Raw genomic sequence first — 25,697 nt, 5'->3', positions numbered from 1 at the left:
ACATTAATTTTCTGATGGTAACAATGCTGGAGGAATTTCATAACTAAAGAAGAATGATGAAAATGTTTGCAAAAAAACTACTGAATATAGTCTTTGTTATATGTGCTGTATTCACATTAGCATTATACGAAGACCTTTATGCGCAGGTGACTTTCCCGACTCATTCGCCGGCTGCTACTTCTTCGATTGCCGTATGCTCCGGGGAGGAAGCTATAGTGATTGATTTTACAATTCTCAATGCAACTTCAACCGGTGTTGAAGTAAAGGTCAAGTTAGCCGACGGTATCGAATACGTGCCGGGCGGAACGACTATTGTTAGTACGACCCCGGCAGCCAATGCATTGTCTTTTGAGGAAGTTACAACGGATCTCAATGAGCCTATCATCAAGCTTAAGTCTGCCGATGGTAATGACGAAATTGAGGCAGGGACAGAGGTTTCTCTTTCTGTAAAGAGGTGGGCAACTTGTAAGGCCTGGAGCAATGTGATTACTTTGGCAGGTACCGGATTTACATTCAAAGACAATGTCACGATCACGGTCAATGGACAAAGTGCAAGTAAGGAGTCCAATACGTACTCCGTCAAATTTCCGAATCTTTCGATCTCGCAGCCAGCTCCCCAGAACAACAAACAGCTCGGAGAGACCATAACTAGAGATTTTACGGTGACTAACGGTTCGGCCAATCCTGCAAAAAACATTTATTTGTCTATTGATTATGGTAATTCTGTTTATTTCTCCGCTCCGGGAGAAATGAAACTCCAAGCTAAAGTTGGTACTGCAGGTGCATATGTCGATCTTACTCCTTCATCCACTAACGGTAACGTACGTACATATACCCTTTCCGGTACGCTTTTGGGGGATGACTCGGAGCTCACCAATGGAGAAATAATATATTTCAAAGAAACTTTTAAACTCAAGACCTGTGCCCCTTCAACCGTGTATAGCTTAGGGTGGGGATGCAGTGTGGAAAGTCAGTGCGAGGTAAAAACTACCACTGCCACGATTACGATGGCAGCCGGTGTGGCAAATATATCAGAGTATACTCTTACCGGTCCGAACTATCATGATGCAAGTTTTTCGATATGTGAGCCATTCACGCTTACCTACACCTGTAAAAATACAGGTACCGGTGGAACAATGGGTGCTGCATATGATATAAACGTGATTGGTAAAAATTACACCGGTCCCGGGCCATTCACACTACACGAATTCGTTAAAATCGAGATTGGTTCCGCTGGGCAAGTTGTGCCTAACTCAGTCACAAATGGCTCGGAGCTTGACTTGCGTTTTGAAAATCATTTTACGACAGATCCTGATGGTCCCGGTGTGGGTTTGGATGACGTAGATGGCGATGGATACTTCGATGATCTGCCTGTCGGTGCTACCTTGACATTGAAATATACGGTGAGAGTCAAATGCGATAGTTTTACTGCTTGTAATAACAATCAAAACCTTAGGGATAAAGGATTGTTTACAAGGGTGATTTATCGTACGGCCTGCGACAAATCTACGTGGGTAGTTCCGGCAGTCTATACGAATATGGGGGTCTATAATTTGTACTTAGCTCGGGAATCTGTTGTAGATGCTTCTTATATACCGGTCAATATTGAGAAGAATAAGCCTTTCGATATGAGAATTATGCCAACTTACTATAGTATAGCTAGCTCATATAATATTTCTGGTTCTAATCAAAATACTCGTTATGTAGTCGAGATAGATATTCCAGCTGGTTTGACCATGCCGCCGAATTCCAGTATTAAGTGGTCAAAGTTAAGTGAGCATGTGTCTCCAGATGGAGAGTTTGGTTATGATCCTCCTGTAGCTATTCCTGATGGAAATATCACCATCACCGGTAATAAGATGACCATTGTATCTCCGGACCATAGGAGAGGGTTTGTTACGCTATCGGGCCTGAGGTTTGACTGTACCAACAATCCCACGATGAAAATCTCTTACAATTATAGGGAGGTGTTCAATTATGTCCATTTCCCGGATTGTATTTGTCCCGCAGGCCCTCTTATTTGTGGTACGTTTGTTCGTAATGTCTTGGGCTGTAGTCCTCCGTGTCCGGCTGGTCCGTCTACCGGAAGCCCGGTTGTGGAGCGTGAAGACAATTCGCTCGGGTGGACGGATTATAAAATGACAGCTCGTCAGAGTCGTGATAAAATATCTGCATATGACTTGGCCAAAGCTCTTTATATGGATGAGATACGGCTGAGTGCTACCGGAACGCAGCACGGTCCTGCCACTACGTTGGGGGCACGTTTCTTGTTGAAGTTAGGCAAAAAGAATGATCAGACTTTGACGCCACTGTCAGCCGACATTAAGATTAAGAGAGGTCAGGCAGAACTCGTTTCGATTACCGGACACACTGTGTTTAATACGAAAATAGTCGGTTCTGATCAGCAAATCGACTGGGATTTCACTTCTGTACTCCCTGAAGGAGGTCTTTTAGGTGGTGATACATTTGAAGTAGTAACACATTATCGTGTTACTTCCGAGTATGGCTACGGTGTTGATACGCAAGTCGGTAAACAATGGTTCTTCTATAATTCCAATACGAATCCTGTGTGGAATACAGCCACCCCCGTTACCTGTCTTACTTTGGTGCCAGAAGTGTACATTATGGGTACTTACATTGTTAATGGTATAAATCCCCACTATGTAAGTGAGTGTAAACCGGCAGAGCTTGGTTTTGTCAGCAACAACTACGCTCGTCGTTTCTCTTCAGGTGCTTTTCGATATGAGAATGAGTATCGTCCGGGTATAAAACTTAAGAATATTTATATTAAGCTGCCTAAATCATACAGCTTGAATCGGGTGTCTTATCGTAACCATCGGAATACGACTGTAACGTCGAATGTTCCTTATGAACCGCTTGTTCAAGAGGGCGTGGTATCTCAAGGAGAACACAATATCTATAAATATCCGATCCCTGATAATGAGAAAGCTCATATGAATATAACGGTGGAGAATATTTATGGAGCAGGCCTGAAGGTCGATGTTACCGCAACTTGTGCATCGTCGGATATAGACCAAGCATATGATAAAATATCCTATTATTTGGATTATGTAGACTATTATTATTACGCTGTTGAGCAACCTACGATACCGGCTAATCTTGATATCGCAGCTCCAATCAACTCTGATAATAATGGTAATTATTTGGTTGATGGTCTGAATCTCTATAATATCTCTTTGAGATACAGTAAGAAGCCGGCCATCAATCTTGTAAATCAGTCGGGGGAAGTTGAGCTTGTGGGCAAAACAGGAGAGTGGAGGCTTCGTGTCAACAATCCTTCTGTTTCCAAAGCTCCTTATGTTTGGCTGGCATTGCCTACCACTCCCGGTCTTACTGTCAAGGAGGTAGTTACTTCTGAAGGAGTAGCAGTCCTCTCTACCGATTATTCCGGGGGGAAAATGTACCGCTTGTCTCAAGAGGGTATCGCAGCGGGGACAGCTCTTGACTATACGATCAAGTTCTCCTACACAGGCTGTTCTCCCATTACGCTCAAGGCAATGGGCGGCTGGAACTGTAGTACTTATCCCGAGAGCCCCGATGACTATGTTTGTAATGCGCAGGCTGTCGACTTGAAGCTGAAGCCCCTTGTGGCCGCCATGGAGCTTACGGAAGTAAAAGTCCCCAATGCAGCAGAGGCTACCACGCTTTGTAATACGCTCGAATATGTTTATAGTATTCAGTCTACGGACAATGCCAGCGTCTTTAGTCCCTCGTTCAGTATTTTCCCGGAGCTGGGGTTGGTGGTAACACCCAATGAGATTAAAGTTGAATATCCAGCCAATTCGGGTGATTGGCAAACCATTTCGGTTGAAGGCAATAAGGCCGATTTGATGAAGCATCCGGCTTTGGCCGCAATCGGTTATCTGAAGGGGTTGCAGGAAGCCGGCAATGATGTCAATAAGCGAAAGATCGTTGTCAAGTTCTTTATCAAGACCCAATGCGAATTTGTGTCGGGTCGAAACTTTAAGGTAAGAGCGAACGGACTGAATGCTTGTAACCTGAATGCCAAGGGGTCGGGTCTGGCGGTCAGTACGCCTCCCATCAATATCCAGGGTGCGGAGCTGCCTTACTCGACTTCGGCTGCCACTCAGCTGGTTGCGACTTCGGTAGATGCTTCCGATTGTAAGGCTCCCAAGAGGCTGAAAGTTGTGCAAACGATTGTCGGAGGGACGACAACCCCCAATGCCTATCTCGAAGTGACTGTACCTGTGGGCTTTAAGTATGTTCCGGGTTCTTATGCTCCGGACAATACGGTTGCCGGAGGTGCAAATGCCATGCCTGCCGGCTCTGAGACCGTAACGACTACAGCCAATGGTGAGGACAAGATAAAGGTTATGGTCAAAGGCGGCTTGACGCCGGGTATGTCATTTGCCTATACATTGGATATCCGGGAAAACGATGATAATCCGCCTATTTGTGGAAAGCATGTTCTCGAAATAGTCAATGTCGAGAAGATCCCGGGTTTGTACTGTGAAGGCGTTCAGTGTGCCGAAACACTGGTTGCTACCGGCACCAACAAGTTTGAATTCCAATTAGACAAGCCCTATTTGGCCATTACGGTTATTTCTGCTGTCTCTTCGTACAGCGGTGGTAAGGAGAATCTTACTATTGAGTATAAGGTCAGCAATACATCGGCCACTCAGCCACTGAAGCCGGGTGCCATTGTAACGCTCTTCAGCGATAAGGATAACAATCAAGTGTTCTCTGCCGGAGATGTTGCTGTTGCGACACAGGTGTTGGGGGCAGAAATAACCGATACCACGCCTCTTACGCAGACTCTGAAAGTAAAAGGGGTCGAGTCCTCCCTTACGGGCAATTTGGTCCTTACGATACTGCCCAAAGACGGCTGCTACTGTGAGATCAAATCCCCTATGGTCACGTTAACCCATCTTCCTTCGAATTACTGGATTGGAGGAACTGTAGGTAAGCCTAACGAATGGAAAGAGCCTAACAACTGGACTAACAACAGTGTTCCCGATGCGGCAGAGGATGTTGAATTCGCCACCGAGGTGAATAATCCGACAGATCCGAATAATCCGAAGTCTGGCCCGGCGAAAGAGAACCTGCATTTGGATGATCTCTCTCAGAATGGAACGGGAGGTCGCGTAATCGGAAACCTGATCAATGATTCGGACAAGGATTTGGTCATTACAACAGGGAATCAATTGACGATCAACGGCGTGGTATCTGATAACAATTCGAATGCCGGTACGATCGTCGTGAAATCCGCCCCTGGCAAACCGACTGGTACCCTGATATTTACGAATCCGGGCGATAATCAGAATGTAGGAGGGACTGTCGAGTTTTACAATCAGGGATATGATTGTGCAGACTGTGGTATGTATCGCAGGAGCTGGCAGTATTTTGGGATCCCTGTTAATGAATCCCTATTCCCATACAATGATGTTTTAGGAAATGAAACCGTGAACCAATGGGTTGAGCCTTTCAATGGGGATAAGTGGCGCCCTGCCCCTTATGCACCTGATACAAAGCTTCAGAAGTTCAAGGGCTACCAGATCACGAATGACGTGCAGGCACAGCCTACGGGAGTTTACAGCTTCAAGGGTATAATTTGCGTATGTGACGCCTTCCTTAACCTGACTCGTACGCCGAATGTGAACTACTCCGGATCTAACTTGGTCGGTAACTCCTATACGGCAGCCATCGACATCAAGCAGGGTATTGTCTTCCCGCCGGAAGTCGAGCAGACGGTGTATCTGTTCAACACGGGAACACGTGACCAGTGGCGCAAGCTCAATGGAAGCACAGTTTCGGGTTATCAAGCCGGTCAGTACCTCTCGGTACCGAAGAATACAGCGGGTCAGAACAATCTTCCGGATCGTATTCCATCGATGCATTCCTTCTTGTTGAAGATGCAGAACGGAGCCTCTTGTACGTTGCAGATCTTATATGATAAGCTGCTCAAGAACACGACGGTGAACAACGGTAATGGCGATCAGATCGCATGGCGATCCGGCAAGTCCGGATCGGCAAATATGCCTTCTCTTGTGATGGATGTTCTTGGCAACGAGTCGGCCGACCGCTTGTGGATCTTTACCGAATCGGGTCTGACATTCGGGTTCGACAACGGCTGGGATGGTCGCAAGCTGCCGGAGAAGGGACTTTCACAGCTTTATGCGCTGTCGGACATCGGCAATGATAAATTCCAGGTGGCAGCTGTTCCGGAATTGAACAACCAGTTGATCGGCTTCGATGCAGATAAGGATGGTCAATACACGTTGGAGTTTGCCCTGTCTGAACATTTTTCGAAAGGAGCAGTTTACCTTCACGATCTTCAGACCGAAGCTAAGCACCGTATAACCAATTCCACTTCGTATTCCTTCGCAGCCAAACGAGGAGATTCGGGTGCACGATTCCGACTCTCGTTTGATGAGAACGGGGATGATTCGGAAGAAATGTCTGTTGTGGTCGGTACGGTTGGGAAGCGAATAGTTGTTACCAACAACAGTGCCCATGACTATACAGTACACGTTTACACGGCTGATGGTAAGCTATTGTTCCGTCAGGAAGTAAAATCCGGCGGTAAGTCTATGACGGAGCCTCTGATCGATGGAGCCTACGTTGTCAGTCTGCAAAGTCCTACTACAGCTACTGACGTAAGGAAGGTAATCGTTAACTGATGAGTAAAAATCAAAGCACCGTTGTAACGATGAGATTGCTCGTTGCATATCCAATTACATCGGACTTGATACATCTCTCTAAATGTTAGTAAGAGGGGGTTGTGAAGTAAAGTATTTTCCAACCCCCTCTTAACATCCTTACTCTACCGTTAAAATCTCTTTGTTTCAAATTTCAATGGGTAATTTGGATTTATTATCTAAAAAGACCAGTTTTTTGTGGAGACAAAAAGGATTGTTCGTAGTAGGCATTGCTAATACGAATAATGAATCTTATGTTTCGTAACCTACGTTTTCTAAATGGATAAGGTTTCTGACTCATTTTTTTTGTGCACCTTTGTGTAAAGAAGGGGCTGACTCTCATTCTGTAGTGTTATTGTGTCTTGATATTAAATAATTTCTCGAAAAAAAGTGCATGTTGGCATGCAAGTAATTAAAGTGTAAGATAAAGGAAGCGTATGAAGAAGAATTTGATTTTCTTGGTGTTGTTTTTGAGCGGACTGTTTGCTGCATCTGCTCAGCGCGTGGCTCTTAAGAATAATTTGCTTTATGATGCAACGCTAACCCCCAACTTGGCCTTGGAAATAGGTGTAGGCCCTAAAATGACTGTAGACCTCTTGGGAGGAGTAAACCCTTTCAAGATCAGCGATGATCATTATTGGAAGCATTGGCTTGCCCAGCCGGAATTGCGTTATTGGTTCTGTGAGAAATTCAATGGAGTGTTTATCGGACTTCATGGTCATGTCGGTCAAATGAATATCGCAGGAATATCAGTTCCTCCTGTTGGCTCCATTCATCCTAAGAGTGACTTCGACGATGCCAAGTATCATCGTTATCAAGGATGGTTCTATGGTGGTGGAATCAGTATAGGCCGTCAGTGGATCTTGGGCAATCATTGGAATCTGGAAGCAAGTATCGGTGGTGGCTATATTCACTTCGACTATGACAAGTATCAGTGTGTAGAGTGTGGGAAGAAAGTTGGTGTTGACAAGAAGGCCGATTACTTTGGCCTGACGCGAGCCACTCTTTCGTTAATCTATCTGTTTAAGTAATTCCTAATAAATGAACTCTCAAAAAAAGAGGCTTTTAATATGAAAAGAATACAACTAACTCTTATCGCTCTCTTCGCCGCTGTTGCCAGTTTGGTCGCTCAAAATGCTTACGAAGGAGCAATTTCATATAAAATTTCGTTGGACAAAACCGGAAATAAGGTCGCACTAAATGGTGTGGCAGATATGAGTGGTTTGAAGCTCAAGAGCACTCAGATGATCATTGTTACGCCTATTCTTCGTTCAGAAGATGGTACGAGCCGAGTGGAATTTCCTTCGGTAGTCATTACAGGTCGCAATCGAACAAAAGCTCTCAAGCGTGAAATCGCATTTAGTTCGGCTTTGCCCCAAGCAAAAAATGCAGCCCAATACATTCGCCGCCACAATGGGAAGAGCGAGCAGTTTGCTTTCATGGGAGAGCATGCTTATGCTCCCTGGATGATGCATGCCAAATTTGTAGTTCGCGAAGAGGTGCGAGGTTGTGCCAAGTGTCCCGTTGGTCTGGCAGACGTTGCTGTGCCTTTCGAACCTTTGTTCAATCCTGCGGAAGCTCCTTATCTGTTGGCTGAGGTTACCCCGGCCGAAGAAGTGGAAAAGCAGCGAGAGTCCAGCTTCGATGCTTATATCAATTTCAAAGTCAATAAGGCAGATGTCCTTCCTGAATACCGTAACAATAAGGCGGAGTTAGAGAAAATCAGAGAATTTGTAAGCACTGTGAAGGCTAATCCTAACTATTCGGTCAATAAAATGATCATCGAAGGATTTGCTTCTCCCGAGGCTTCAATAGCCCACAATAAGGCTTTGTCTGAGCGTCGTGCCAAAAGGCTTGCAGAAGAATTGGTGCGCAAGTATGGCAAAACGTTGCCGAATATAACCACTAAGTTCGGCGGTGAAGACTGGAAAGGGCTGAAACTGGCTATCGAAAAGAGCGATATAGCCGATCGTGATCGCGTACTGGAGATAATCAACTCCGATAAATATGCCGATGATGATGCACGTGAGCAGGCTCTGAAGCAACTTTCGTCTTATCGTCATATCTTGGATCAGATCTATCCGAATTTGCGTCGCAATACGATAACCATGGGATATATCGTTCGCGATTATACGCTCGAAGAGGCTCGCGCAATCATTAAGACTGCTCCGAAAGAACTTAGTGAGGCCGAAATGTACCGTGTGGCAATGTCTTATCCCAAGGGAGACCAAGAGCGTTTGTTTGCTCTGAATACGACCCTGAAGTATTTCCCTGAAAGTGTAACGGGCCGAATCAATTTGGCTGTGGCCGCTTTTGAAGGTGGAGATGCTCAGCAGGCAATTGCTCTGTTGAGTCCGATTCAGACAGAAAAGGGTGTAAGCAATATCCTTGGAGCTGCTTATGCTCGTACGGGAGATTTTGCTCGTGCCGAAACCTTCTTCCGTAAGGCGGTTGCAGAAGGAGATACAAATGCGCAGCGCAACCTTGATATGTTGCTTGGCAAAAAATAAGTGGAGTTTTCCATATTGATTATTAAGGTGCACCGGGACTTCTGTTTCGGTGCACTTTTTTTGTGGCAAATCGAGTCTGCGTACAGAGATGTGTTTTGTGTGCCAAAAAACTTTTCAACAACGAAGACGAGTTTGGAATCATTCCAAATAAGCGACTCTATGAAAGCCGAATTCAAGGAGAAAATGATGCTGTGATGAACTTTTTTGGATCGGAAGCTCTTTTTCGTCAGGTCGAAGAGCAATCCATATACAAATCATTTTCAATTTATATATAAACCGTTTCCCATTTATATATAAATCATTTTCAATAAATATACAGATCGAAAACGGTTTGTATATAAATCGCAGCCCCCTAAAGGCTTTCTCGTAAGGTGATAAAACAGAGGCACCCGTCCGATTCAAGAGGAAACCGGACGGGTGCCTTATGTCGTGAGGTTATCGGAAGATTATGGGGCTTTACACCTCATGGACACTGATCTCTTTTGTGAGCATGCTGTGACGGTATATGCCGGTATGGACAGGGTAGAATCCGTCCAAAGGCCGAAAGGAAGGAGAGAAAACAGAGTGCATATCTGTTGTCATTGAGTCGTTGGTAAACGTTAGTAAACTGGTTTTGTTCGATGGACCAACCCTTTTTGTGATATACAGGTGTCCGCATTCCTGTGGGGTCTCCTATCGCACTGCAAAAGTAGGAAAAAAGCCGACTCCGAAGATGCGAAGCTCTTGTCATTTCCTCGTCGCTGCTTTCGTTCGTGCTATGTACATACGAGACAAAAGACATAAAATGTTTGTAATGTCATCCTAAAGCGTTACTTTTGCAAAGTTTTTCATCTTACACGAAATGGCATCATCCGGAAGATACGTACTGAATCTCAAGTCGCTGCCACAAGGCAAGCACCGATTCGATTACGAATTGGATGATTCCTTTTTTGAGCAGTCCGGAAGTTACGATATTTTAGGCGGGACATTGGCTGCAAAGGTCGAAGTGGAACGCAATGGCGATGTCTTTAATTTTTGCATCGCGCTTGACGGAATTGTCAAGACTGCTTGTGACCGATGTCTCGATGAGGTGGAAATGCCGGTAAAAGAGGAAAATAAATTGGTGGTTCGTTTCGGCGATTCTTATCAAGAGTTGAGCGACGATCTGCTTGTAGTCCCTCTGTCGGAAGGTACATTGGATCTAAGCTCGCTTCTTTATGAGTATTCCGAATTGGCTATCCCGATGCAGCGTATGCATTCGGATGGAGAATGCGACCCCGAGATGATGAATCGAATGTCCGATCTGCTGGCGATAGATGCTGATGAAGCAACAGAAGAATCCGGTATGACCGCTCACGATTCGAGGTGGGATTCTCTTGGAAAACTATTGGAACAAAAAGAACAATTTAAATAAATAAAAATGGCACATCCTAAAAGAAGACAGTCCAAAACGAGAACCGCCAAGCGGAGAACTCATGACAAAGCCGCTATGCCGACTTTGGCCAAGTGCCCCAATTGTGGAGCATGGCACATCTATCACACAGTATGTGGTGATTGTGGCTACTACCGCGGTAAGTTGGCAATCGAAAAAGAAGTGGCAGTGTAAAATTGCTTGCCCTCGGTCGATGCCGGTCGCTTAGGCGGCAAGAACGAGCAAAAGAGTCCCTTAGACCTGTTCTTTGGGACTTTTTTTTTATTTTAGCGGCCACAAATAATCTTTTCCGGCGGGATATGGCCTTTGAAAAAGGCTGACGCCCGTCCATTATGCAACAAATTCAATTATGAATAAAATAAACGCGGCTATAACAGCCGTTGGGGCCTATCTCCCTGAAGATGTTATTACCAATGCCGATCTGGAAAAAATGGTTGATACCAATGACGAATGGATCATGACCCGTGTAGGCATCAAGGAGCGTCGGATCCTTCGAGACAAGGATAAAGGGGCTTCCTATCTGGCTATCCGTGCGGCACAAGACCTCTTCGACCGTCATGGTATCGATCCCAAGAGCATCGACGGCTTGATCCTTGCAACCAACTCGGGCGACTATCATTTCCCTTCCACGGCCAGCATCGTTGCTCATGAGATCGGCTGTGGCGACATCTTTACTTTCGATATGCAGGCGGCCTGTCCCACGTTTATTTATGCTCTTGAAGTGGGAGCCAATTTTATCCGTTCGGGACGTTACTCCAAGATCCTTGTGATCGCTACGGAGAAGATGACGGCTATTACGGATTATACTGATCGGGCTACTTGTCCGCTATTCGGGGATGGTGCCGGTTGTGTTTTGCTCGAGGCTACCGAAGAAGAAGTAGGCGTTATGGATGCGGTGCTGCACTCCAATGGTATCGGCAAAGATCATTTGATCATGAAGGCCGGTGGATCGGCATGTCCTCCTACACACGAAACGGTGGATAATCGTTGGCACTATGTGTATCAGGAAGGACAGGTAGTATTCAAGCATGCTGTCGTAGATATGTGCAACAGCTGTGTGGAGATCATGGAGCGCAACAATCTTTCGCACGATGATATTACTTGGGTAGTACCTCATCAGGCCAACCTCCGAATCATCGATGCCGTTGCCCGACGGATGGGAGTCCCATACGAGAAAGTGATGGTCAATATCGAGCGTTATGGCAATACCAGTTCGGCTACAATCCCCATTTGTCTGTGGGAGTGGGAGCATAAGTTGAAGAAAGGCGATGTTCTGGTCATGACCTCATTCGGTGCCGGCTTTACGTGGGGAGCTGTCTATGTCAAGTGGGCATACGATGGCAGCACGGTTCGTTGATCATACACAATAGAAACAGGGGGCTGCTTCGCCGCGAAGGCAAACAGCCCCTTATTCGTACATATAACAAAGCTTCGAAATGCAAGTAGGGGAGTCCGGTCACCGTTCGGGATTTGTCAATATCGTTGGAAACCCCAACGTTGGGAAAAGTACACTGATGAATCTGCTTGTCGGTGAGCGGATTTCTATCATTACCTCCAAGGCGCAGACCACCAGACATAGAATCATGGGGATTGTGAATACGCCGGAGATGCAAATCGTTTATTCCGATACACCGGGAGTACTTCGTCCCAATTACAAACTCCAACAGGAAATGCGGGAGTTCTCCGAATCTGCTCTCGGGGATGCCGATGTACTGGTTTATGTGACGGACGTGGTGGAGAAGGCTGATAAGAATGCTGATTTTCTCGCTCGCGTATCCCGAATGGAGTGCCCTGTACTTCTGGTCATCAACAAGATCGACCTGAGCAATCAGGAAGCATTGGAAAAACTGGTGGAAGAGTGGCGTAGCATATTGCCCAAAGCAGAGATTCACCCCATTTCGGCTACGAACAACTTCAATGTCGGGCTGCTGCAGAGACGCATCGAAAGCCTCATCCCACCCTCTCCTCCTTACTTCGAAAAAGATGCGCTCACGGACAAGCCGGCACGTTTTTTCGTTACGGAGATCATTCGTGAGAAGATCTTGCTGTACTACCAAAAAGAAATTCCCTATGCGGTGGAAGTGGTCGTGGAGGAATTCAAGGAGGAGAAGACCATTATCCGCATCAAGTCGCTGATCATCGTAGAGCGTAATTCTCAGAAAGGGATAATCATCGGCCCGAAAGGAGCGGCCATCAAACGTGTGGGGTCAATGGCCCGGCGCGATTTGGAGCGTTTCTTCGGAAAGAAAATCTTCTTGGAGATCTTTGTGAAGGTCGAAAAAGACTGGCGCAACAGGGATAATCTGCTTCGTGCCTTCGGCTATCAGTTGGATTAGTCCTTGGTCGGTCGTAGCATGACAAGCAACAATCAGAACGAAATCATAGAATAGAAATAGAGATATGGGAGCATTAGTCGCCATCGTAGGCCGTCCGAATGTGGGCAAGAGCACATTGTTCAACCGCCTTACCCAAAGCCGGCAAGCCATCGTAGCCGAAGAGGCCGGTACTACGCGCGATAGGCAGTACGGCCGGGTGCATTGGAACGGTCGGGAGTTTTCCATCGTCGATACCGGAGGCTGGGTGGTCAATTCGGAAGATGTTTTCGAGGAAGAAATCAATAAGCAAGTGTATATTGCTGTCGAGGAAGCAGATGTAGTCCTCTTCGTCGTAGACAACCAGACCGGAGTGACTTCCCTTGACGAACAAGTCGCCGAGATCCTGCGCCGAAGCAAAAAACCGGTTATAGTCGTAGCCAATAAGGTGGACAATACCGAAGATCATTATTCTGCTTCCGAATTCTATTCCTTTGGTTTGGGCGATCCTTACTGCGTTGCAGCTGTCAGCGGTTCGGGGACAGGCGATTTGCTCGACAGGGTGATGGAGCTATTGCCGGCAGAGAGCGGCCAATCGGACCTGGACGAAACACTCCCTCGAATAGCCATCGTAGGCCGTCCCAATGCAGGGAAAAGTTCCTTGCTGAATGCCTTCATCGGAGAGGACAGGCATATCGTGACGGATATAGCAGGCACGACAAGGGACTCTATATACACTAAGTACAATAAGTTCGGACTCAATTTTTACCTTGTCGATACCGCCGGTATTCGCAAAAGGGGTAAAGTGAATGAAGACCTGGAATACTACTCCGTTATTCGATCCATTCGTGCCATCGAAAACTCCGACGTATGTGTGCTGATGCTGGATGCCACACGAGGTGTGGAGTCGCAGGATCTGAATATCTTTCAGATTATCCAGCGCAATAGCAAGGGACTGGTCGTATGTATCAATAAGTGGGACTTGGTGGAAGATAAAAGTCAGGCCGTCATCAAGACGTTCGAGAATGCCATCCGGCAGCGTTTTGCTCCCTTCACGGATTTCCCCCTTCTCTTCATATCGGCTATGACCAAACAAAGGATCTTCAAAGTGTTGGAGACGGTCAATCAGGTCTATGCACGCCGCTCGACTCGTATTCCTACGCACAAGCTGAATGAAGTGATGCTGCCCATTATCGAGGCTACGCCGCCTCCTGCTACCAAGGGCAAATACATCAAAATAAAATATGTGATGCAGCTTCCGACGGCAGTGCCTTCATTTGCCTTTTTTGCCAATCTGCCCCAGTGGGTGAAAGAACCCTATAAGCGTTTTTTGGAGAATCAGATTCGTACCCACTGGGATTTTTGTGGTACTCCCATCAACATTTTTATCCGTGAGAAGTAGGGTTTGCCCCCTGCTCAATACGTTTAAGTCATTATAGAAGAATACAATGATATGGAATGGAAACGTTTTAGATTTCTGAACAATGTCGTCGGTTGGGGCGTTTTTGCAGTTGCAGCTATCGTCTATCTGATGACAATCGAGCCTACAGCCAGCCTGTGGGACTGTGCCGAGTTCATAGTCTGCGTAAACAAGTTGGAGATCGGTCATCCGCCCGGAGCACCCTTCTTCATGCTCGTCTATAATATTATATCGCATTTCACGAGCGATCCGTCACAGGTGGCATGGCTTGCCAATGCTACCAGTGCATTGGCCGGTGCCTTTACCATCCTGTTTTTGTTTTGGACGATTACCCACCTTGTCCGCCGCGTACTTGTACCGACAGTACGCAATGTATCCGGATTGGAAGAGCCGTCGAGGAAAATATCCGTCCCACGGGTAATCACGATCCTCGGCAGTGGAGTCGTTGGAGCCTTGGCCTATACGTTCAGCGATACGTTCTGGTTCAGTGCCGTCGAGGCTGAGGTATATGCATTGAGTTCTTTCTTTACGGCTGCCGTTTTCTGGCTGATGCTCAAGTGGGAGGAGCGTGCCGACAATCTACGCAGCGACCGCTGGCTCGTGTTGATCGCTTATCTTATGGGACTCAGCATCGGAGTGCACTTGCTCAATCTCCTCTGTATCCCTGCCATGGCTTTGGTGTATTACTATCGCCGTGCTTCCAAGCCCACAGGGAAGGGTGCCTTGTTGGCCCTTTTGGCTTCCTTCGCCCTTATCGGGGTGATGATGTTCGGTGTGATACAGGGTATCCCCAAGGTTGCCGGCGTATTCGATGTCTTCGCCGTCAATACTCTTGGCTTCAGCTTCAATAGTGGTTTGTATTTCTACTTCTTCCTGCTGGCAGCCATATTGATTTGGTCTGTGAGGGAGACTTATTCCGCACAGGCCGAAGGAGATAAGAAGGGTACAACCAAATCGATGCGCATGCGCTTTGCCGTGCTGCTGAGTGTTGTCTTGATGGGTATTCCTTTTATCGGCAATGGCATCCTTCTCGGCATAGTCCTTACACTGGTCATAGCTTATTGGCTGTTTGCATCCAAGCGATTGAATGTGCGGTTCTTGCATACGGCCTTGATGAGTATGCTGGTTATCCTCGTCGGCTTCTCCTCTTACGGTGTTATCCTCGTTCGTGCCGTTGCCAATCCGCCGATGAATGAGAATGCTCCGTCCAATGCCTTTTCGCTTCGTAGCTACCTTGCTCGCGAACAATACGGAAGTACCCCGTTGATCTACGGACCTTCCTTTGCATCCCAACCTGTCGGTTTGAAGGATGGACAGGAAGTAACAGGGCCTTCGCCCAAGACAAATCCTACAGATAAAGACCGCTACGAAACGCTCTATACACAACGCGAGTATGAATACGGAGATGGTTCCATGATGCTTTTCCCGCGTGTCTATTCCACTACCGATGGACATCCGCAAAGTTATAATATCTGGATGGGGCGATCCGAAACGGATGCCAGTATGCCTACCTTCGGAGAGAATCTGAAATTCTTCTTCAACTATCAGGTCAATTATATGTACTGGCGTTATTTCCTTTGGAATTTCTCCGGCCGTCAGAATGACCTGCAAGGCGACGGAGGACTATTGCGTGGCAATGCCGTGACGGGTATTCCTTTCATCGACAAGATTCTTATCGGCCCAACCGATGATATGCCGGACTTCATGGCCAAGAATCGCGGACACAATGTGTATTACATGCTTCCGCTGCTTTTGGGCCTGATCGGTATTTCTTTCCAGCTGTTGCGAAAGGAGAAAGGGGCACAGAGTTTCTGGATCACTTTCTTCCTCTTCTTTATGACCGGTTTGGCCATCGTATTGTATCTCAATCAGACACCCGGCCCACCGCGCGAGCGAGACTATGCCTATGCGGGATCTTTCTATGCTTTCTGTATTTGGATCGGTTTCGGTGTGGCCGGATTGGTCGATTTCTTGCGTCGGGCCAAACTCAGCCACGCCACTGCGGCTACCATCGCTACGGCTGCTGCCGTGCTGGTGCCTATCCAGATGGCCGGCCAGAACTGGGATGACCACGATCGTTCGGGACGCTACGTGGGACGCGATTTCGGTGCCAATTATCTGGAGAGCTGCGATCCCAATGCCGTTATTTTCACCTATGGTGATAACGATACCTTCCCGCTCTGGTATGCTCAGGAGGTGGAAGGCATTCGTACCGATGTCCGTGTGAGCAATCTCAGCTACTTGGGAGCAGACTGGTACGTACGCCAGATGAAGCAGCAAGCCTATCAGTCCGATCCGCTACCGTTGAAGAATATGAATGAATCCTTCATCAGCCGGAATGCTTTCGTCCGTATAGACCCCAATTACTCTCCCAGAGATCCGGAGCTGAACCTTCGTTCACTCCCTGGTAGTGGATTCACGGCCGATGGCAAGCCCGTCATGATGCTGTCCGAAGCCATGAAAATAGCTACTCGCCCCGTCACTTATGGTAATGGTGTGATGCCGAGCGAGAATCTGTACCTGCCGGTAGATTCGCAAGCATTGGGACAGGCGTTTGGCGATTCGGCTAAGGTGCATGTCCGTCGGACCATCGATCTGTCTTTGGCCGGTAAGGGCATCCTCTCATTGGCCGACCTGAGCGTTCTCGATCTGATAGCCAATAACGAATGGAAGCGTCCTATCTATTGGGCTATTACGTCTCCGAGCAATTCCTTCTCCAACCTGCCGGACTACTTGCGTCAGACCGGTATGGCCAATCAGTTTGTGCCTTTCAAGGCCCGTCGCGTAGGCGATAACATCGATGTGGAGAAGACCTATACCAACGTGATGACCAAGTTCCGCTTCGGAGGAGCCAATAATCCCAAGGTGTACTTCGATGCAGATATTCGTAATTCCACCAATACTTATCGCGTAGCTGTGTTTTCTCCGTTGGCAAAGGCCTTGCTCGAAAGAGGCGATACCGTTCGTGCCCGCAAGGTGCTCACCAAATGCCTCCAAGAGATCAGTCCTGAAGTCGTACCCTATGATTATCGCTCGCTGGTATTGGCACAGACTCTGTATGATGCAGACATGGTGGCCGATGCAGATCGGATAGTCAAGGCCGTGGCAGGCTCTTCGATGCGTACGCTTAACTGGTTCTTCCGCCTGTCGGAATCCAAATTCATGCAAATGCTTTCCGAAGGAGAGATCGATCAGGAGATGAATACGGTTGCTACGGCTCTTCGACTCAGTACTGCTTACGACAGCAAGGTGCTGGACGAATATCTGCCCGTATTCCAGAACTATTATAAGGTTCTCTACGCTGATCAGCAGGGTAATAGCAAACCGCAATAAATGCAGCTCAGACTCGTAGAACGACTTATCTGTCGCGTGCCCATGTGGTACCGGGCTTTGTTCCCCGGTGCCACATGGCGTATTCCTGCCAAAGAAGGAAAAAGCATCTATCTGACCTTTGATGACGGTCCCATACCGGAGGTAACACCCTGGGTATTGGATACGCTCGATGAACTTGGCGTCAAAGCTACGTTCTTCTGTGTGGCGGACAATGTGCGTCGCTATCCCGATCTTTTTGCCGAGATACAGCACCGTGGCCATCAGGTAGGCAATCACACTTTCCACCATCTGCAAGGGCTGAAAGTCCGTACGCGTACCTATCTGAAGGATGTGGAAGAGGCCGACCGGCTTATCAATTCTCGCTTCTTCCGACCACCACATGGCCATCTTCGCTTCATGCAGACCCTCCTGCTTAGCAATCACTACGACATTATTATGTGGGATGTGATCACGCGTGATTATAACGCTCGCCTTTCACCCGATACCGTCTTCGGTTCGGTAGTTCGCTATGCACGCAACGGCTCCATTATTACCTTCCACGACTCCCTCAAAGCCACTCCCAATATGCAGCAGGCCATGCCTCGCGCTGTTCGCTGGCTTTTGGATGAGGGCTACACCTTCAAGTGCCTGGGCGATCCGGCCGACTAAGCCGTTTACCTGTTTTTCCCCTTTTGCCCGATGATTGTCCTTACGGAAGACGGATCTCCCACCATCCTTTCGTCTCATTACGGCGAACACTACCACTCCATACACGGTGCGTGTCGTGAGAGCGAACATGTATTCGTTCATACGGGATTATTGCACCGTCTGGAATCTTTCGATCCCTCCGGTACTTTATATCTCTTTGAAGTCGGATTCGGAACGGCTCTCAATGCGCTACTGACTCTGCGCGAACAACGATGTCGGGCTCTCTCCGTTCATTACTCTGCCATTGAGAAATTTCCTCTCGAAGGGGATGTATATGAGCATCTTCGCTTTTCTGTGGGAATGGCCGATGAAGACAAACTCCTGCAAGATCTCCACCATGTGCCGTGGGGAATGGATTGTGAAATATATCCCGGCTTCACGTTGCACAAGATAGCATCCGACCTGACCGATTTTACATTCCGTAAGCCTATCGACCTCATCTATTTCGATGCTTTCTCTCCCGAAGTTCAGCCGGAGTTGTGGAGCGAAGAGATTTTCACTCGAATGGCCGGGGCATGCCGTTCAGGAGCGGTATTGGCTACCTACTGTGCCAAAGGAGAGATCCGCCGCCGGCTCACACGCGCCGGCTTCCGTATGGAACGCCTACCCGGACCTCCCGGCAAACGCGAAATCTTGCGTGGCACTTATTCCGTTGAAAATAGAGGGGACGACCTCTAAATCACCGCTCCATCATATCGATAGTGCATATGCAGACTCCCAAGTGTATTTGGTTCGGGAAAATAGCTGTTTGCCGTGCTGAAAAACGTGGCGCGAGATTTTTTTCGTTCCGGTTCGGCAAGTGAAAATTTTACGCGCCGAAACGAAAAAAATCTCGTCCCACTTTTCTCGATTTTACGAATGGTAATCGGCGAGGTTCCGGTGCGTAAATTTTCAACCGATAGTTTGCCCCGATGGCACAAAATCATAATCATCAGTCCATCTTTCGATCCGATCTGACGGGATTATGCATGGAGATAGGACAATCGTTAGCTTTGCAATCCAATGATTAGAAATCCTATATGATACGTATCATACAACCGATCATACGAAGCGAGCGAAGACGCAAATTGGGACGCGAATACTTCATCCTTCACCGCAAGCTGTCGGACTGCTTTTCTTCGATCAAATGGGCTTTACCATCAGAGGGGGACTATTCTCATGGTTGTTCCTATCCGGTCATGGAGCATCGGTCGCTCATTATGCGCCGGCTGAAGGATGTGGACATGTACCTGCAAGAGAACAAACGAACCAATCTGCGACTGGCCATCTCCAAGCTCCATGGTATGATCATACGCCCCGGAGAGACCTTCTCCGTCTGGCGTCATGTCGGCCGTCCGACTGCTCGCAAGGGATACCTCGAAGGTCTGGTGCTGAGTCAGGGGAAGATCGGCAAAGGAGTGGGAGGCGGTCTCTGTCAGCTTGGCAATCTGCTTTTTTGGATGTTCGCCCATACACCGCTGTCCATTGTCGAGCGACACAGGCACAGCTTCGATGTTTTTCCCGATATCAATCGCAGCATTCCTTTCGGAGCAGGGGCTACGCTTTCGTACAACTATATCGACCTTCGGGTCAGGAACGATACGCCCCACACCTACCGACTGGAACTCTGGCTGGACGATACGTACCTGAACGGACGTATCAGTTCCGATACGGAGCAGACGGATCGCTATCGCATCGAGGAGACGGATCACCGCATAGAGCATCAGAGCTGGGGTGGCTATACGCGGCACAATAAACTGGTACGTATCGTCACCCGCGCCGATGGAAGCGAATATACCGAGCCGTTTGCGGAGAATCATGCCATCATGATGTACAACCCGCTACTTAGCCCACCGCAAAACAGTGGCACCACGGCTTTTGAACGGTGATCTCGGCGGCTTCTTGGGATAGCTCTTTTTCAGAGAAAGACTGAGAATAAAGCATATATTTGTACGGAAATAGAATAAAAACCACAATCCCCATAATCTGAGTTCCCTATGAGATACGGATTTATGAAAGTTGCGGCAGCCGTTCCCTTTGTGAAAGTGGCTGATTGCGACTACAATATCGAACGGATCGACCGCATGGTACACGAGGCCGATGCCAAGGGTGTAGAGATAATGACGTTCCCCGAATTGAGCATCACGGGTTATTCGTGTGGCGACTTGTTTTACCAGCCTTTCCTCCAAGAGCGAGCCAATGACGCCTTGTGCCGACTGGTGGAGCAGACCGCCAATACGACTGTCATGGTGATAGTGGGGATGCCGCTGCGCGTGGAAGAAAAGCTGTTCAACTCGGCCGTGGTATTCCAGCAGGGAAAGATCCTCGGTGCCATCCCCAAAACATACCTGCCCAACTATCGGGAATTTCAGGAAGCTCGTTGGTTCTCACCGGCTCATACCCTGCAGTACTCGACCATCAGCATCGGTCCGCACAGCGTACCGATCGGGCGGAACCTCATATTCAAATGTGGTACCGTGGGTGTCGGCATAGAGATTTGTGAGGATATGTGGACGCCTTTCACTCCGGGTACACGTCTCTGTCTTTATGGAGCGGAAGTGATCTTCAACCTCTCCTCCAGCAACGAAAATGCAGGCAAACATTCTTACCTGAGATCGCTTATCAGCGGCCTTTCGTCACAGGGTATCTGTGCTTATGTATATGCCAGCAGCGGATACGGCGAAAGCTCCACGGACATTGTTTTCACCGGCAAAGCCTTTATTGCCGAGGCCGGAGAGATCGTGGAGGAGATGGAGCGATTCCGCTATGAGGAAAGGATGATCATCAGCGATATAGATGTTTCGCGCATTCAGACGGAGCGGCTCATCAATAGCAGCTTCAAGGCTGCCGTTACCTTCCACACCCATGACGAAAAGTTCAATCAGCTGCCCTTCAAACTGCGTAGCCGGCAAGAGTCTCTCCCGATGACGCGCCGTGTGGATCGCAATCCCTTCATGCCGGAGGATAAGGATCTCAAGGAGCGTTCGCGCGAGATGATCAATATCCAAGTGTGCGGCCTGATGCAACGCCTGCTACACATGGGTGCGGAGCACGCCGTAATCGGCATCTCAGGCGGACTCGACTCTGCACTGGCACTGATCGTCTGTGCACAAGCGTTCGACCGGCTGGATTTGCCCCGTAAGAACATCATTGCCGTTACGATGCCGGGCTTCGGAACTTCCGAACGTACTTATCGGAATGCCTTTGCTCTGATGGAGGCCATCGGCGTGACGATCAAAGAGATAGACATCAAGGAGGCTTGTCTCCGACACTTCGAAGCCATAGGGCATGATCCGGAGGTGCAGGATACGACCTTCGAGAATACGCAAGCTCGTGAGCGGACGCAGATACTGATGAACCTGGCCAATATATACAACGCTCCCGTTATCGGCACAGGCGATCTGTCCGAACTGGCTCTCGGATGGGTGACGTACAATGGCGATCATATGTCCATGTATGCCGTCAATGCCGGGATAGCTAAGACCACGGTACAGATTCTCGTCGATTATATAGCGCATAGCGGCTGGCTGGATGATGCGGCTTCGGCCGTTTTGCTGGACATCGTCCGTACTCCCATCAGTCCCGAGCTGAAGCCTGTGGGGCAGGATGGAAATATCAGCCAGAAGACGGAAGATCTGGTCGGGCCATACGAGTTGCACGACTTCTTCATCTACCATTTCCTCCACAATGAATACAAGCCCTCGAAGATCTACTACCTTGCCGGTGTAGCTTTCAAGGGAATCTATACCAAGGTCGAGATCAAGAAATGGATGATGGTATTCTTCCGTCGCTTCTTCGCTCAGCAGTACAAACGTAATTGCATGCCGGATGGGCCAAAAGTAAGCTGTATCAGTCTGTCGCCCCGCGGAGCATGGCGTATGGCCAGCGATGCCAGCAGTGCACTCTGGTTGGATGAGATAGCCAAGTTCGAAACGGATTGATCTTTCAGAGGTATCCACCGGAAATTAAAAGACGGAGGCGGTGTCTTTGGTATTTGGACACTGCCTCCGTCTTTTTTCCCTCTATCGGAGCATGGAGGGAGAGAGAAGAGAATACTGCAAGTGCGTCGGTCTTATGACCGGATTTACAGAGGCTCTCTCGAATTTACAATCGACAATCTCAACAAGAAAAGCTACTATTTGTATTCGGCCCAACTCTTGATGCGAATATCCTCGGGGCTATGTTTGCAGAATGCCGTGATGAAGGCAGAAGCCAAACGAGCATTCGTAACCAGCGGGATATTCAGGTCGATGGCTGCACGACGGAGTTTATAACCGTTGGTCAGTTCTCCTGCAGTAAGATTCTTGTTGATATTGACTACAAGCTCTATCTCGCGATTGTGAAGCAATTCCAGAGCTTGGGGCTGTCCGTTCTCGCTCGGCCAGAATACTTTGGTCGATTCGATTCCGTTCTCTCTAAGGAAGTTGTGCGTTCCCTCCGTAGCATAGATCTTATACCCCTTGGCTGCGAGCATGGCTGTAGCATCGAGCATATCCACTTTCTGCTTATAGCCTCCGGTAGATAAGAGCACACTCTTCTGAGGAATACGATAGCCCACCGAAAGCATACTCTTCAGTACAGCCTCATCCGTATCATCCGCTATACAGCCTACCTCTCCGGTACTGGTCATATCCACACCCAAGACAGGGTCGGCCTTTTGCAAACGAGTGAAGGAGAACTGCGAGGCCTTGATACCGACATAGTCCAGATCGAACTCGCTCTTGTTCGGTTTCTCTACCGGCAGGCCGAGCATGATACGCGTAGCCAATTCGATAAAGTTGATCTTGAGCACCTTGCTCACGAAAGGGAAGCTGCGTGAAGCACGCAGATTGCACTCGATCACCTTAATATCGTTACCCTTGGCAAGGAATTGGATATTGAAAGGACCTGATATTTTCAGAGCTTTTGCTATCTCACGACTGATCCGTTTGATTCTGCGAACGGTCTCTACATACAATTTCTGTGCAGGGAACTGGATAGTGGCATCGCCCGAGTGCACACCGGCAAATTCGATATGCTCGCTGATCGCGTAGGCTATAATCTCACCATCACGTGCCACAGCATCCATCTCCACTTCCTTGGCATGCTCGATAAACTGGCTGACAACGACAGGATGTTGCTTGGATACATTGGCAGCCAATTCGAGGAAACGATGAAGTTCTTCGTCATTGGAACACACATTCATAGCTGCACCGGAGAGGACATAGCTCGGACGAACCAAAACGGGATAACCGACTTCGGCAACGAATCCGTCGATGTCGTCCATCGAGGAAAGCTCCTGCCAACGGGGCTGATCGATACCCAGTTTATCCAACATGGCTGAGAATTTATGACGATCCTCGGCATTGTCGATACTCTGTGCGGAGGTACCCAGGATGGGCACATGCTGTTCGTCGAGACGAACTGCAAGGTTGTTCGGGATTTGTCCTCCCGTGGAAACAATAACGCCATGGGGATTTTCCAGTTCAAGAATATCCATCACGCGCTCGAATGTCAGTTCGTCGAAGTAGAGCCTGTCACTAATATCATAGTCCGTACTCACCGTCTCGGGATTATAGTTGATCATGACGGAGCGGTAGCCTTCCTTACGGATAGTAGCGAGGGCATTGACACCGCACCAGTCAAACTCCACCGAGCTACCGATACGGTATGCACCCGAACCGAGTACGACTACGGAACGCTTGTCATTCTCATAGGCTACGTCATGACGATCGCCACTATACGTCAGGTAGAGATAGTTCGTATGAGCAGGATACTCCGCTGCAAGCGTATCGATACGCTTGACTACCGGCAGGATGCCCAGTTCCTTTCGCATGGCACGCACCTGATTGGCTGCGCTTTCCATCGAAGTAGCATCCGGTTTGAGTACGGCACGAGCTACCTGAAAATCGGAAAATCCGCGCAATTTGGCCTCGGCCAAAAGAGCAGGCGAAAGATCTTCGAGCTTGTCGAGTTCTTCCATTTCCTCCGCAAGGGTAACGATACCATAGAGTTTTTCCAAGAACCAGCGGTCGATCTTGGTTAGTTCATGTATCTTATCTACCGTATAACCTTGACGGAATGCCTTGCTTATGACGAAAATGCGTCTGTCGGTCGGCTCATTCAGTGCCTTGTCTATATCAGGAATGACGAGTTCTTTATTCTCAACGAAACCGTGCATGCCTTGACCGATCATACGCAATCCCTTCTGAATAGCCTCCTCGAAGGTGCGACCGATGGCCATAACCTCGCCGACAGACTTCATGGAAGAACCTAATTGGCGACTTACACCGTGGAATTTACCCAAGTCCCAGCGAGGAATTTTGCAGACTACATAGTCAAGGGCCGGCTCGAAAAAAGCCGAAGTGGTCTGTGTCACCGAGTTTTTGAGGTCGAACAAACCGTAGCCCAGCCCTAACTTGGCGGCAACGAAAGCAAGGGGATAACCCGTTGCCTTGGATGCCAAAGCGGACGAACGGCTCAGACGAGCATTTACTTCGATGACGCGGTAGTCCTCGCTATCGGGATCGAGTGCATATTGCACGTTACATTCTCCAACGATACCGATGTGGCGAATGATTCGAATAGCCAGCTCGCGGAGTTTGTGATATTCACTGTTGGTGAGTGTCTGCGAGGGAGCGATGACGATACTCTCTCCAGTATGGATGCCGAGAGGATCGAAATTCTCCATATTGCACACAGTGATGCAATTGTCGAAACGGTCGCGTACAACCTCGTATTCCACTTCTTTCCAGCCTTTGAGGCTCTTCTCTACGAGAACTTGAGGGCTGAAAGAAAAAGCCTTTTCACAAAGGATATTCAGTTCGTCCTCATCATCGCAGAATCCGCTACCCAGACCGCCTAAAGCATAAGCAGCACGAATAATGACCGGATAGCCCAATTCGCGAGCGGCTTTGCGTGCTTCCTCCACGCTTTCCACAGCTTGGCTCTGAATCGTTTTCACGTTGATCTCATCGAGCTTGCGAACGAATAGCTCACGATCCTCCGTATCCATGATAGCTTGTACGGGCGTGCCGAGTACTTCTACCCCGTACTTTTCCAAGACACCGCTTCGATACAATTCGACTCCACAGTTCAGAGCCGTCTGACCACCAAATGCCAAGAGAATCCCATCGGGACGTTCTTTCTCAATGACTTTCTCTACGAAATAAGGCGTTACGGGTAGGAAATATATTTCGTCGGCTATTCCTTCGGACGTCTGGACTGTGGCAATATTCGGATTGACGAGTACCGTCCTGATACCTTCTTCGCGAATAGCTTTCAACGCCTGAGAACCGGAATAATCGAATTCACCGGCTTCCCCTATCTTAAGTGCGCCCGAACCGAGCAGCAGTACCTTCTTTATTTTGCTCTTGTCTATCATAT

General features: G+C 48.3%; 16 protein-coding genes and 1 pseudogene. 14 read left to right on the top strand and 3 right to left on the bottom strand.

Annotation, left to right across the window (positions count from 1 at the left end):
* The first annotated feature begins 53 nt into the window (after positions 1–53).
* The 3 genes from HQ50_RS12135 to HQ50_RS06150 all read left to right on the top strand — a co-directional run bounded on the left by HQ50_RS12135 (position 54) and on the right by HQ50_RS06150 (position 9,190).
* Complete coding sequence (locus tag HQ50_RS12135; protein WP_039429095.1) at positions 54–6,662, top strand: T9SS type A sorting domain-containing protein; 6,609 nt, start codon at positions 54–56, stop codon at positions 6,660–6,662.
* 455 nt (positions 6,663–7,117) lie between these two features.
* Positions 7,118–7,711 (top strand): DUF3575 domain-containing protein, encoded by a 594-nt coding sequence (locus HQ50_RS06155; RefSeq protein ID WP_018965451.1) that lies wholly within the window; start codon positions 7,118–7,120, stop codon positions 7,709–7,711.
* Positions 7,712–7,750: 39 nt separating this feature from the next.
* On the top strand, positions 7,751–9,190 hold the full coding sequence (locus tag HQ50_RS06150) for a DUF3868 domain-containing protein (RefSeq protein ID WP_039429092.1): 1,440 nt from the start codon (positions 7,751–7,753) through the stop codon (positions 9,188–9,190).
* A gap of 456 nt (positions 9,191–9,646) precedes the next feature.
* Here HQ50_RS06150 and HQ50_RS12375 read toward each other — a convergent pair whose 3' ends face one another.
* Positions 9,647–9,772 carry a hypothetical protein gene (locus HQ50_RS12375; protein WP_255327689.1) on the bottom strand — a complete coding sequence of 42 codons (126 nt, stop codon included), beginning with the start codon at positions 9,770–9,772 and terminating at the stop codon, positions 9,647–9,649.
* Positions 9,773–10,031: 259 nt separating this feature from the next.
* Between HQ50_RS12375 and HQ50_RS06140 the strand changes: the two genes are divergently transcribed.
* The 8 genes from HQ50_RS06140 (at position 10,032) to mnmD (ending at position 19,031) form a co-directional block, all read left to right on the top strand.
* Positions 10,032–10,583 carry a DUF177 domain-containing protein gene (locus HQ50_RS06140; RefSeq protein WP_039429089.1) on the top strand — a complete coding sequence of 184 codons (552 nt, stop codon included), beginning with the start codon at positions 10,032–10,034 and terminating at the stop codon, positions 10,581–10,583.
* Positions 10,584–10,589: 6 nt separating this feature from the next.
* Positions 10,590–10,775 carry a 50S ribosomal protein L32 gene (rpmF, locus tag HQ50_RS10730; RefSeq protein WP_080637703.1) on the top strand — a complete coding sequence of 62 codons (186 nt, stop codon included), beginning with the start codon at positions 10,590–10,592 and terminating at the stop codon, positions 10,773–10,775.
* 175 nt (positions 10,776–10,950) lie between these two features.
* On the top strand, positions 10,951–11,958 hold the full coding sequence (locus tag HQ50_RS06135) for a beta-ketoacyl-ACP synthase III (RefSeq protein WP_018965455.1): 1,008 nt from the start codon (positions 10,951–10,953) through the stop codon (positions 11,956–11,958).
* Between the two features lie 79 nt (positions 11,959–12,037).
* On the top strand, positions 12,038–12,937 hold the full coding sequence (era, locus tag HQ50_RS06130) for a GTPase Era (protein WP_018965456.1): 900 nt from the start codon (positions 12,038–12,040) through the stop codon (positions 12,935–12,937).
* Between the two features lie 64 nt (positions 12,938–13,001).
* Positions 13,002–14,315, top strand: coding sequence for a ribosome biogenesis GTPase Der (gene der / locus HQ50_RS06125; RefSeq protein ID WP_018965457.1), 1,314 nt, complete (start codon positions 13,002–13,004; stop codon positions 14,313–14,315).
* A gap of 51 nt (positions 14,316–14,366) precedes the next feature.
* The gene (locus tag HQ50_RS06120; protein WP_039429086.1) at positions 14,367–17,666 is read left to right on the top strand and encodes a DUF2723 domain-containing protein; all 3,300 of its coding nucleotides are present in this window, start codon (positions 14,367–14,369) and stop codon (positions 17,664–17,666) included.
* Entirely contained in the window at positions 17,667–18,314 is a 648-nt protein-coding gene (locus HQ50_RS06115) for a polysaccharide deacetylase family protein (protein WP_018965459.1), read from the top strand.
* Between the two features lie 30 nt (positions 18,315–18,344).
* Entirely contained in the window at positions 18,345–19,031 is a 687-nt protein-coding gene (gene mnmD, locus HQ50_RS06110) for a tRNA (5-methylaminomethyl-2-thiouridine)(34)-methyltransferase MnmD (RefSeq protein ID WP_039429083.1), read from the top strand.
* Positions 19,032–19,043: 12 nt separating this feature from the next.
* On the opposite strand, the pseudogene HQ50_RS12130 reads toward mnmD, so the two are convergent.
* Positions 19,044–19,169, bottom strand: a pseudogene (locus HQ50_RS12130) (DUF1661 domain-containing protein); the annotation flags it as partial.
* On the opposite strand from HQ50_RS12130, the gene HQ50_RS12580 reads away from it, so the two are divergent.
* From HQ50_RS12580 to HQ50_RS06100, 3 genes are all read left to right on the top strand, one after another.
* Positions 19,129–19,218: a DUF1661 domain-containing protein gene (locus HQ50_RS12580; protein WP_369794172.1), complete on the top strand. Its 90-nt coding sequence runs from the start codon at positions 19,129–19,131 to the stop codon at positions 19,216–19,218. The pseudogene HQ50_RS12130 and the gene HQ50_RS12580 overlap by 41 nt on opposite strands.
* A 154-nt stretch (positions 19,219–19,372) precedes the next feature.
* On the top strand, positions 19,373–20,221 hold the full coding sequence (locus HQ50_RS06105) for a VanW family protein (RefSeq protein ID WP_039420468.1): 849 nt from the start codon (positions 19,373–19,375) through the stop codon (positions 20,219–20,221).
* 108 nt (positions 20,222–20,329) lie between these two features.
* On the top strand, positions 20,330–22,273 hold the full coding sequence (locus tag HQ50_RS06100) for an NAD(+) synthase (RefSeq protein WP_039420465.1): 1,944 nt from the start codon (positions 20,330–20,332) through the stop codon (positions 22,271–22,273).
* A gap of 194 nt (positions 22,274–22,467) precedes the next feature.
* On the opposite strand, the gene carB is transcribed toward HQ50_RS06100, so the two are convergent.
* On the bottom strand, positions 22,468–25,695 hold the full coding sequence (gene carB, locus HQ50_RS06095; RefSeq protein ID WP_039429081.1) for a carbamoyl-phosphate synthase (glutamine-hydrolyzing) large subunit: 3,228 nt from the start codon (positions 25,693–25,695) through the stop codon (positions 22,468–22,470).
* Between the last annotated feature and the right edge of the window lie 2 nt (positions 25,696–25,697).

The organism is Porphyromonas sp. COT-052 OH4946 (genome assembly GCF_000765965.1).
GTDB lineage: Bacteria > Bacteroidota > Bacteroidia > Bacteroidales > Porphyromonadaceae > Porphyromonas > Porphyromonas gulae.
This window is presented reverse-complemented; position numbering and strand designations above follow the sequence as displayed.

Excerpts from the sequence above, each read along its gene's own strand:
- HQ50_RS12135 (WP_039429095.1), top strand. The coding sequence starts at position 54 with ATGATGAAAATGTTTGCAAAAAAACTACTGAATATAGTCTTTGTTATA.
- HQ50_RS06155 (WP_018965451.1), top strand. The coding sequence starts at position 7,118 with ATGAAGAAGAATTTGATTTTCTTGGTGTTGTTTTTGAGCGGACTGTTT.
- HQ50_RS06150 (WP_039429092.1), top strand. The coding sequence starts at position 7,751 with ATGAAAAGAATACAACTAACTCTTATCGCTCTCTTCGCCGCTGTTGCC.
- HQ50_RS12375 (WP_255327689.1), bottom strand. The coding sequence starts at position 9,772 with ATGACAACAGATATGCACTCTGTTTTCTCTCCTTCCTTTCGGCCTTTG.
- HQ50_RS06140 (WP_039429089.1), top strand. The coding sequence starts at position 10,032 with ATGGCATCATCCGGAAGATACGTACTGAATCTCAAGTCGCTGCCACAA.
- rpmF (WP_080637703.1), top strand. The coding sequence starts at position 10,590 with ATGGCACATCCTAAAAGAAGACAGTCCAAAACGAGAACCGCCAAGCGG.
- HQ50_RS06135 (WP_018965455.1), top strand. The coding sequence starts at position 10,951 with ATGAATAAAATAAACGCGGCTATAACAGCCGTTGGGGCCTATCTCCCT.
- era (WP_018965456.1), top strand. The coding sequence starts at position 12,038 with ATGCAAGTAGGGGAGTCCGGTCACCGTTCGGGATTTGTCAATATCGTT.
- der (WP_018965457.1), top strand. The coding sequence starts at position 13,002 with ATGGGAGCATTAGTCGCCATCGTAGGCCGTCCGAATGTGGGCAAGAGC.
- HQ50_RS06120 (WP_039429086.1), top strand. The coding sequence starts at position 14,367 with ATGGAATGGAAACGTTTTAGATTTCTGAACAATGTCGTCGGTTGGGGC.
- HQ50_RS06115 (WP_018965459.1), top strand. The coding sequence starts at position 17,667 with ATGCAGCTCAGACTCGTAGAACGACTTATCTGTCGCGTGCCCATGTGG.
- mnmD (WP_039429083.1), top strand. The coding sequence starts at position 18,345 with ATGATTGTCCTTACGGAAGACGGATCTCCCACCATCCTTTCGTCTCAT.
- HQ50_RS06105 (WP_039420468.1), top strand. The coding sequence starts at position 19,373 with ATGATACGTATCATACAACCGATCATACGAAGCGAGCGAAGACGCAAA.
- HQ50_RS06100 (WP_039420465.1), top strand. The coding sequence starts at position 20,330 with ATGAGATACGGATTTATGAAAGTTGCGGCAGCCGTTCCCTTTGTGAAA.
- carB (WP_039429081.1), bottom strand. The coding sequence starts at position 25,695 with ATGATAGACAAGAGCAAAATAAAGAAGGTACTGCTGCTCGGTTCGGGC.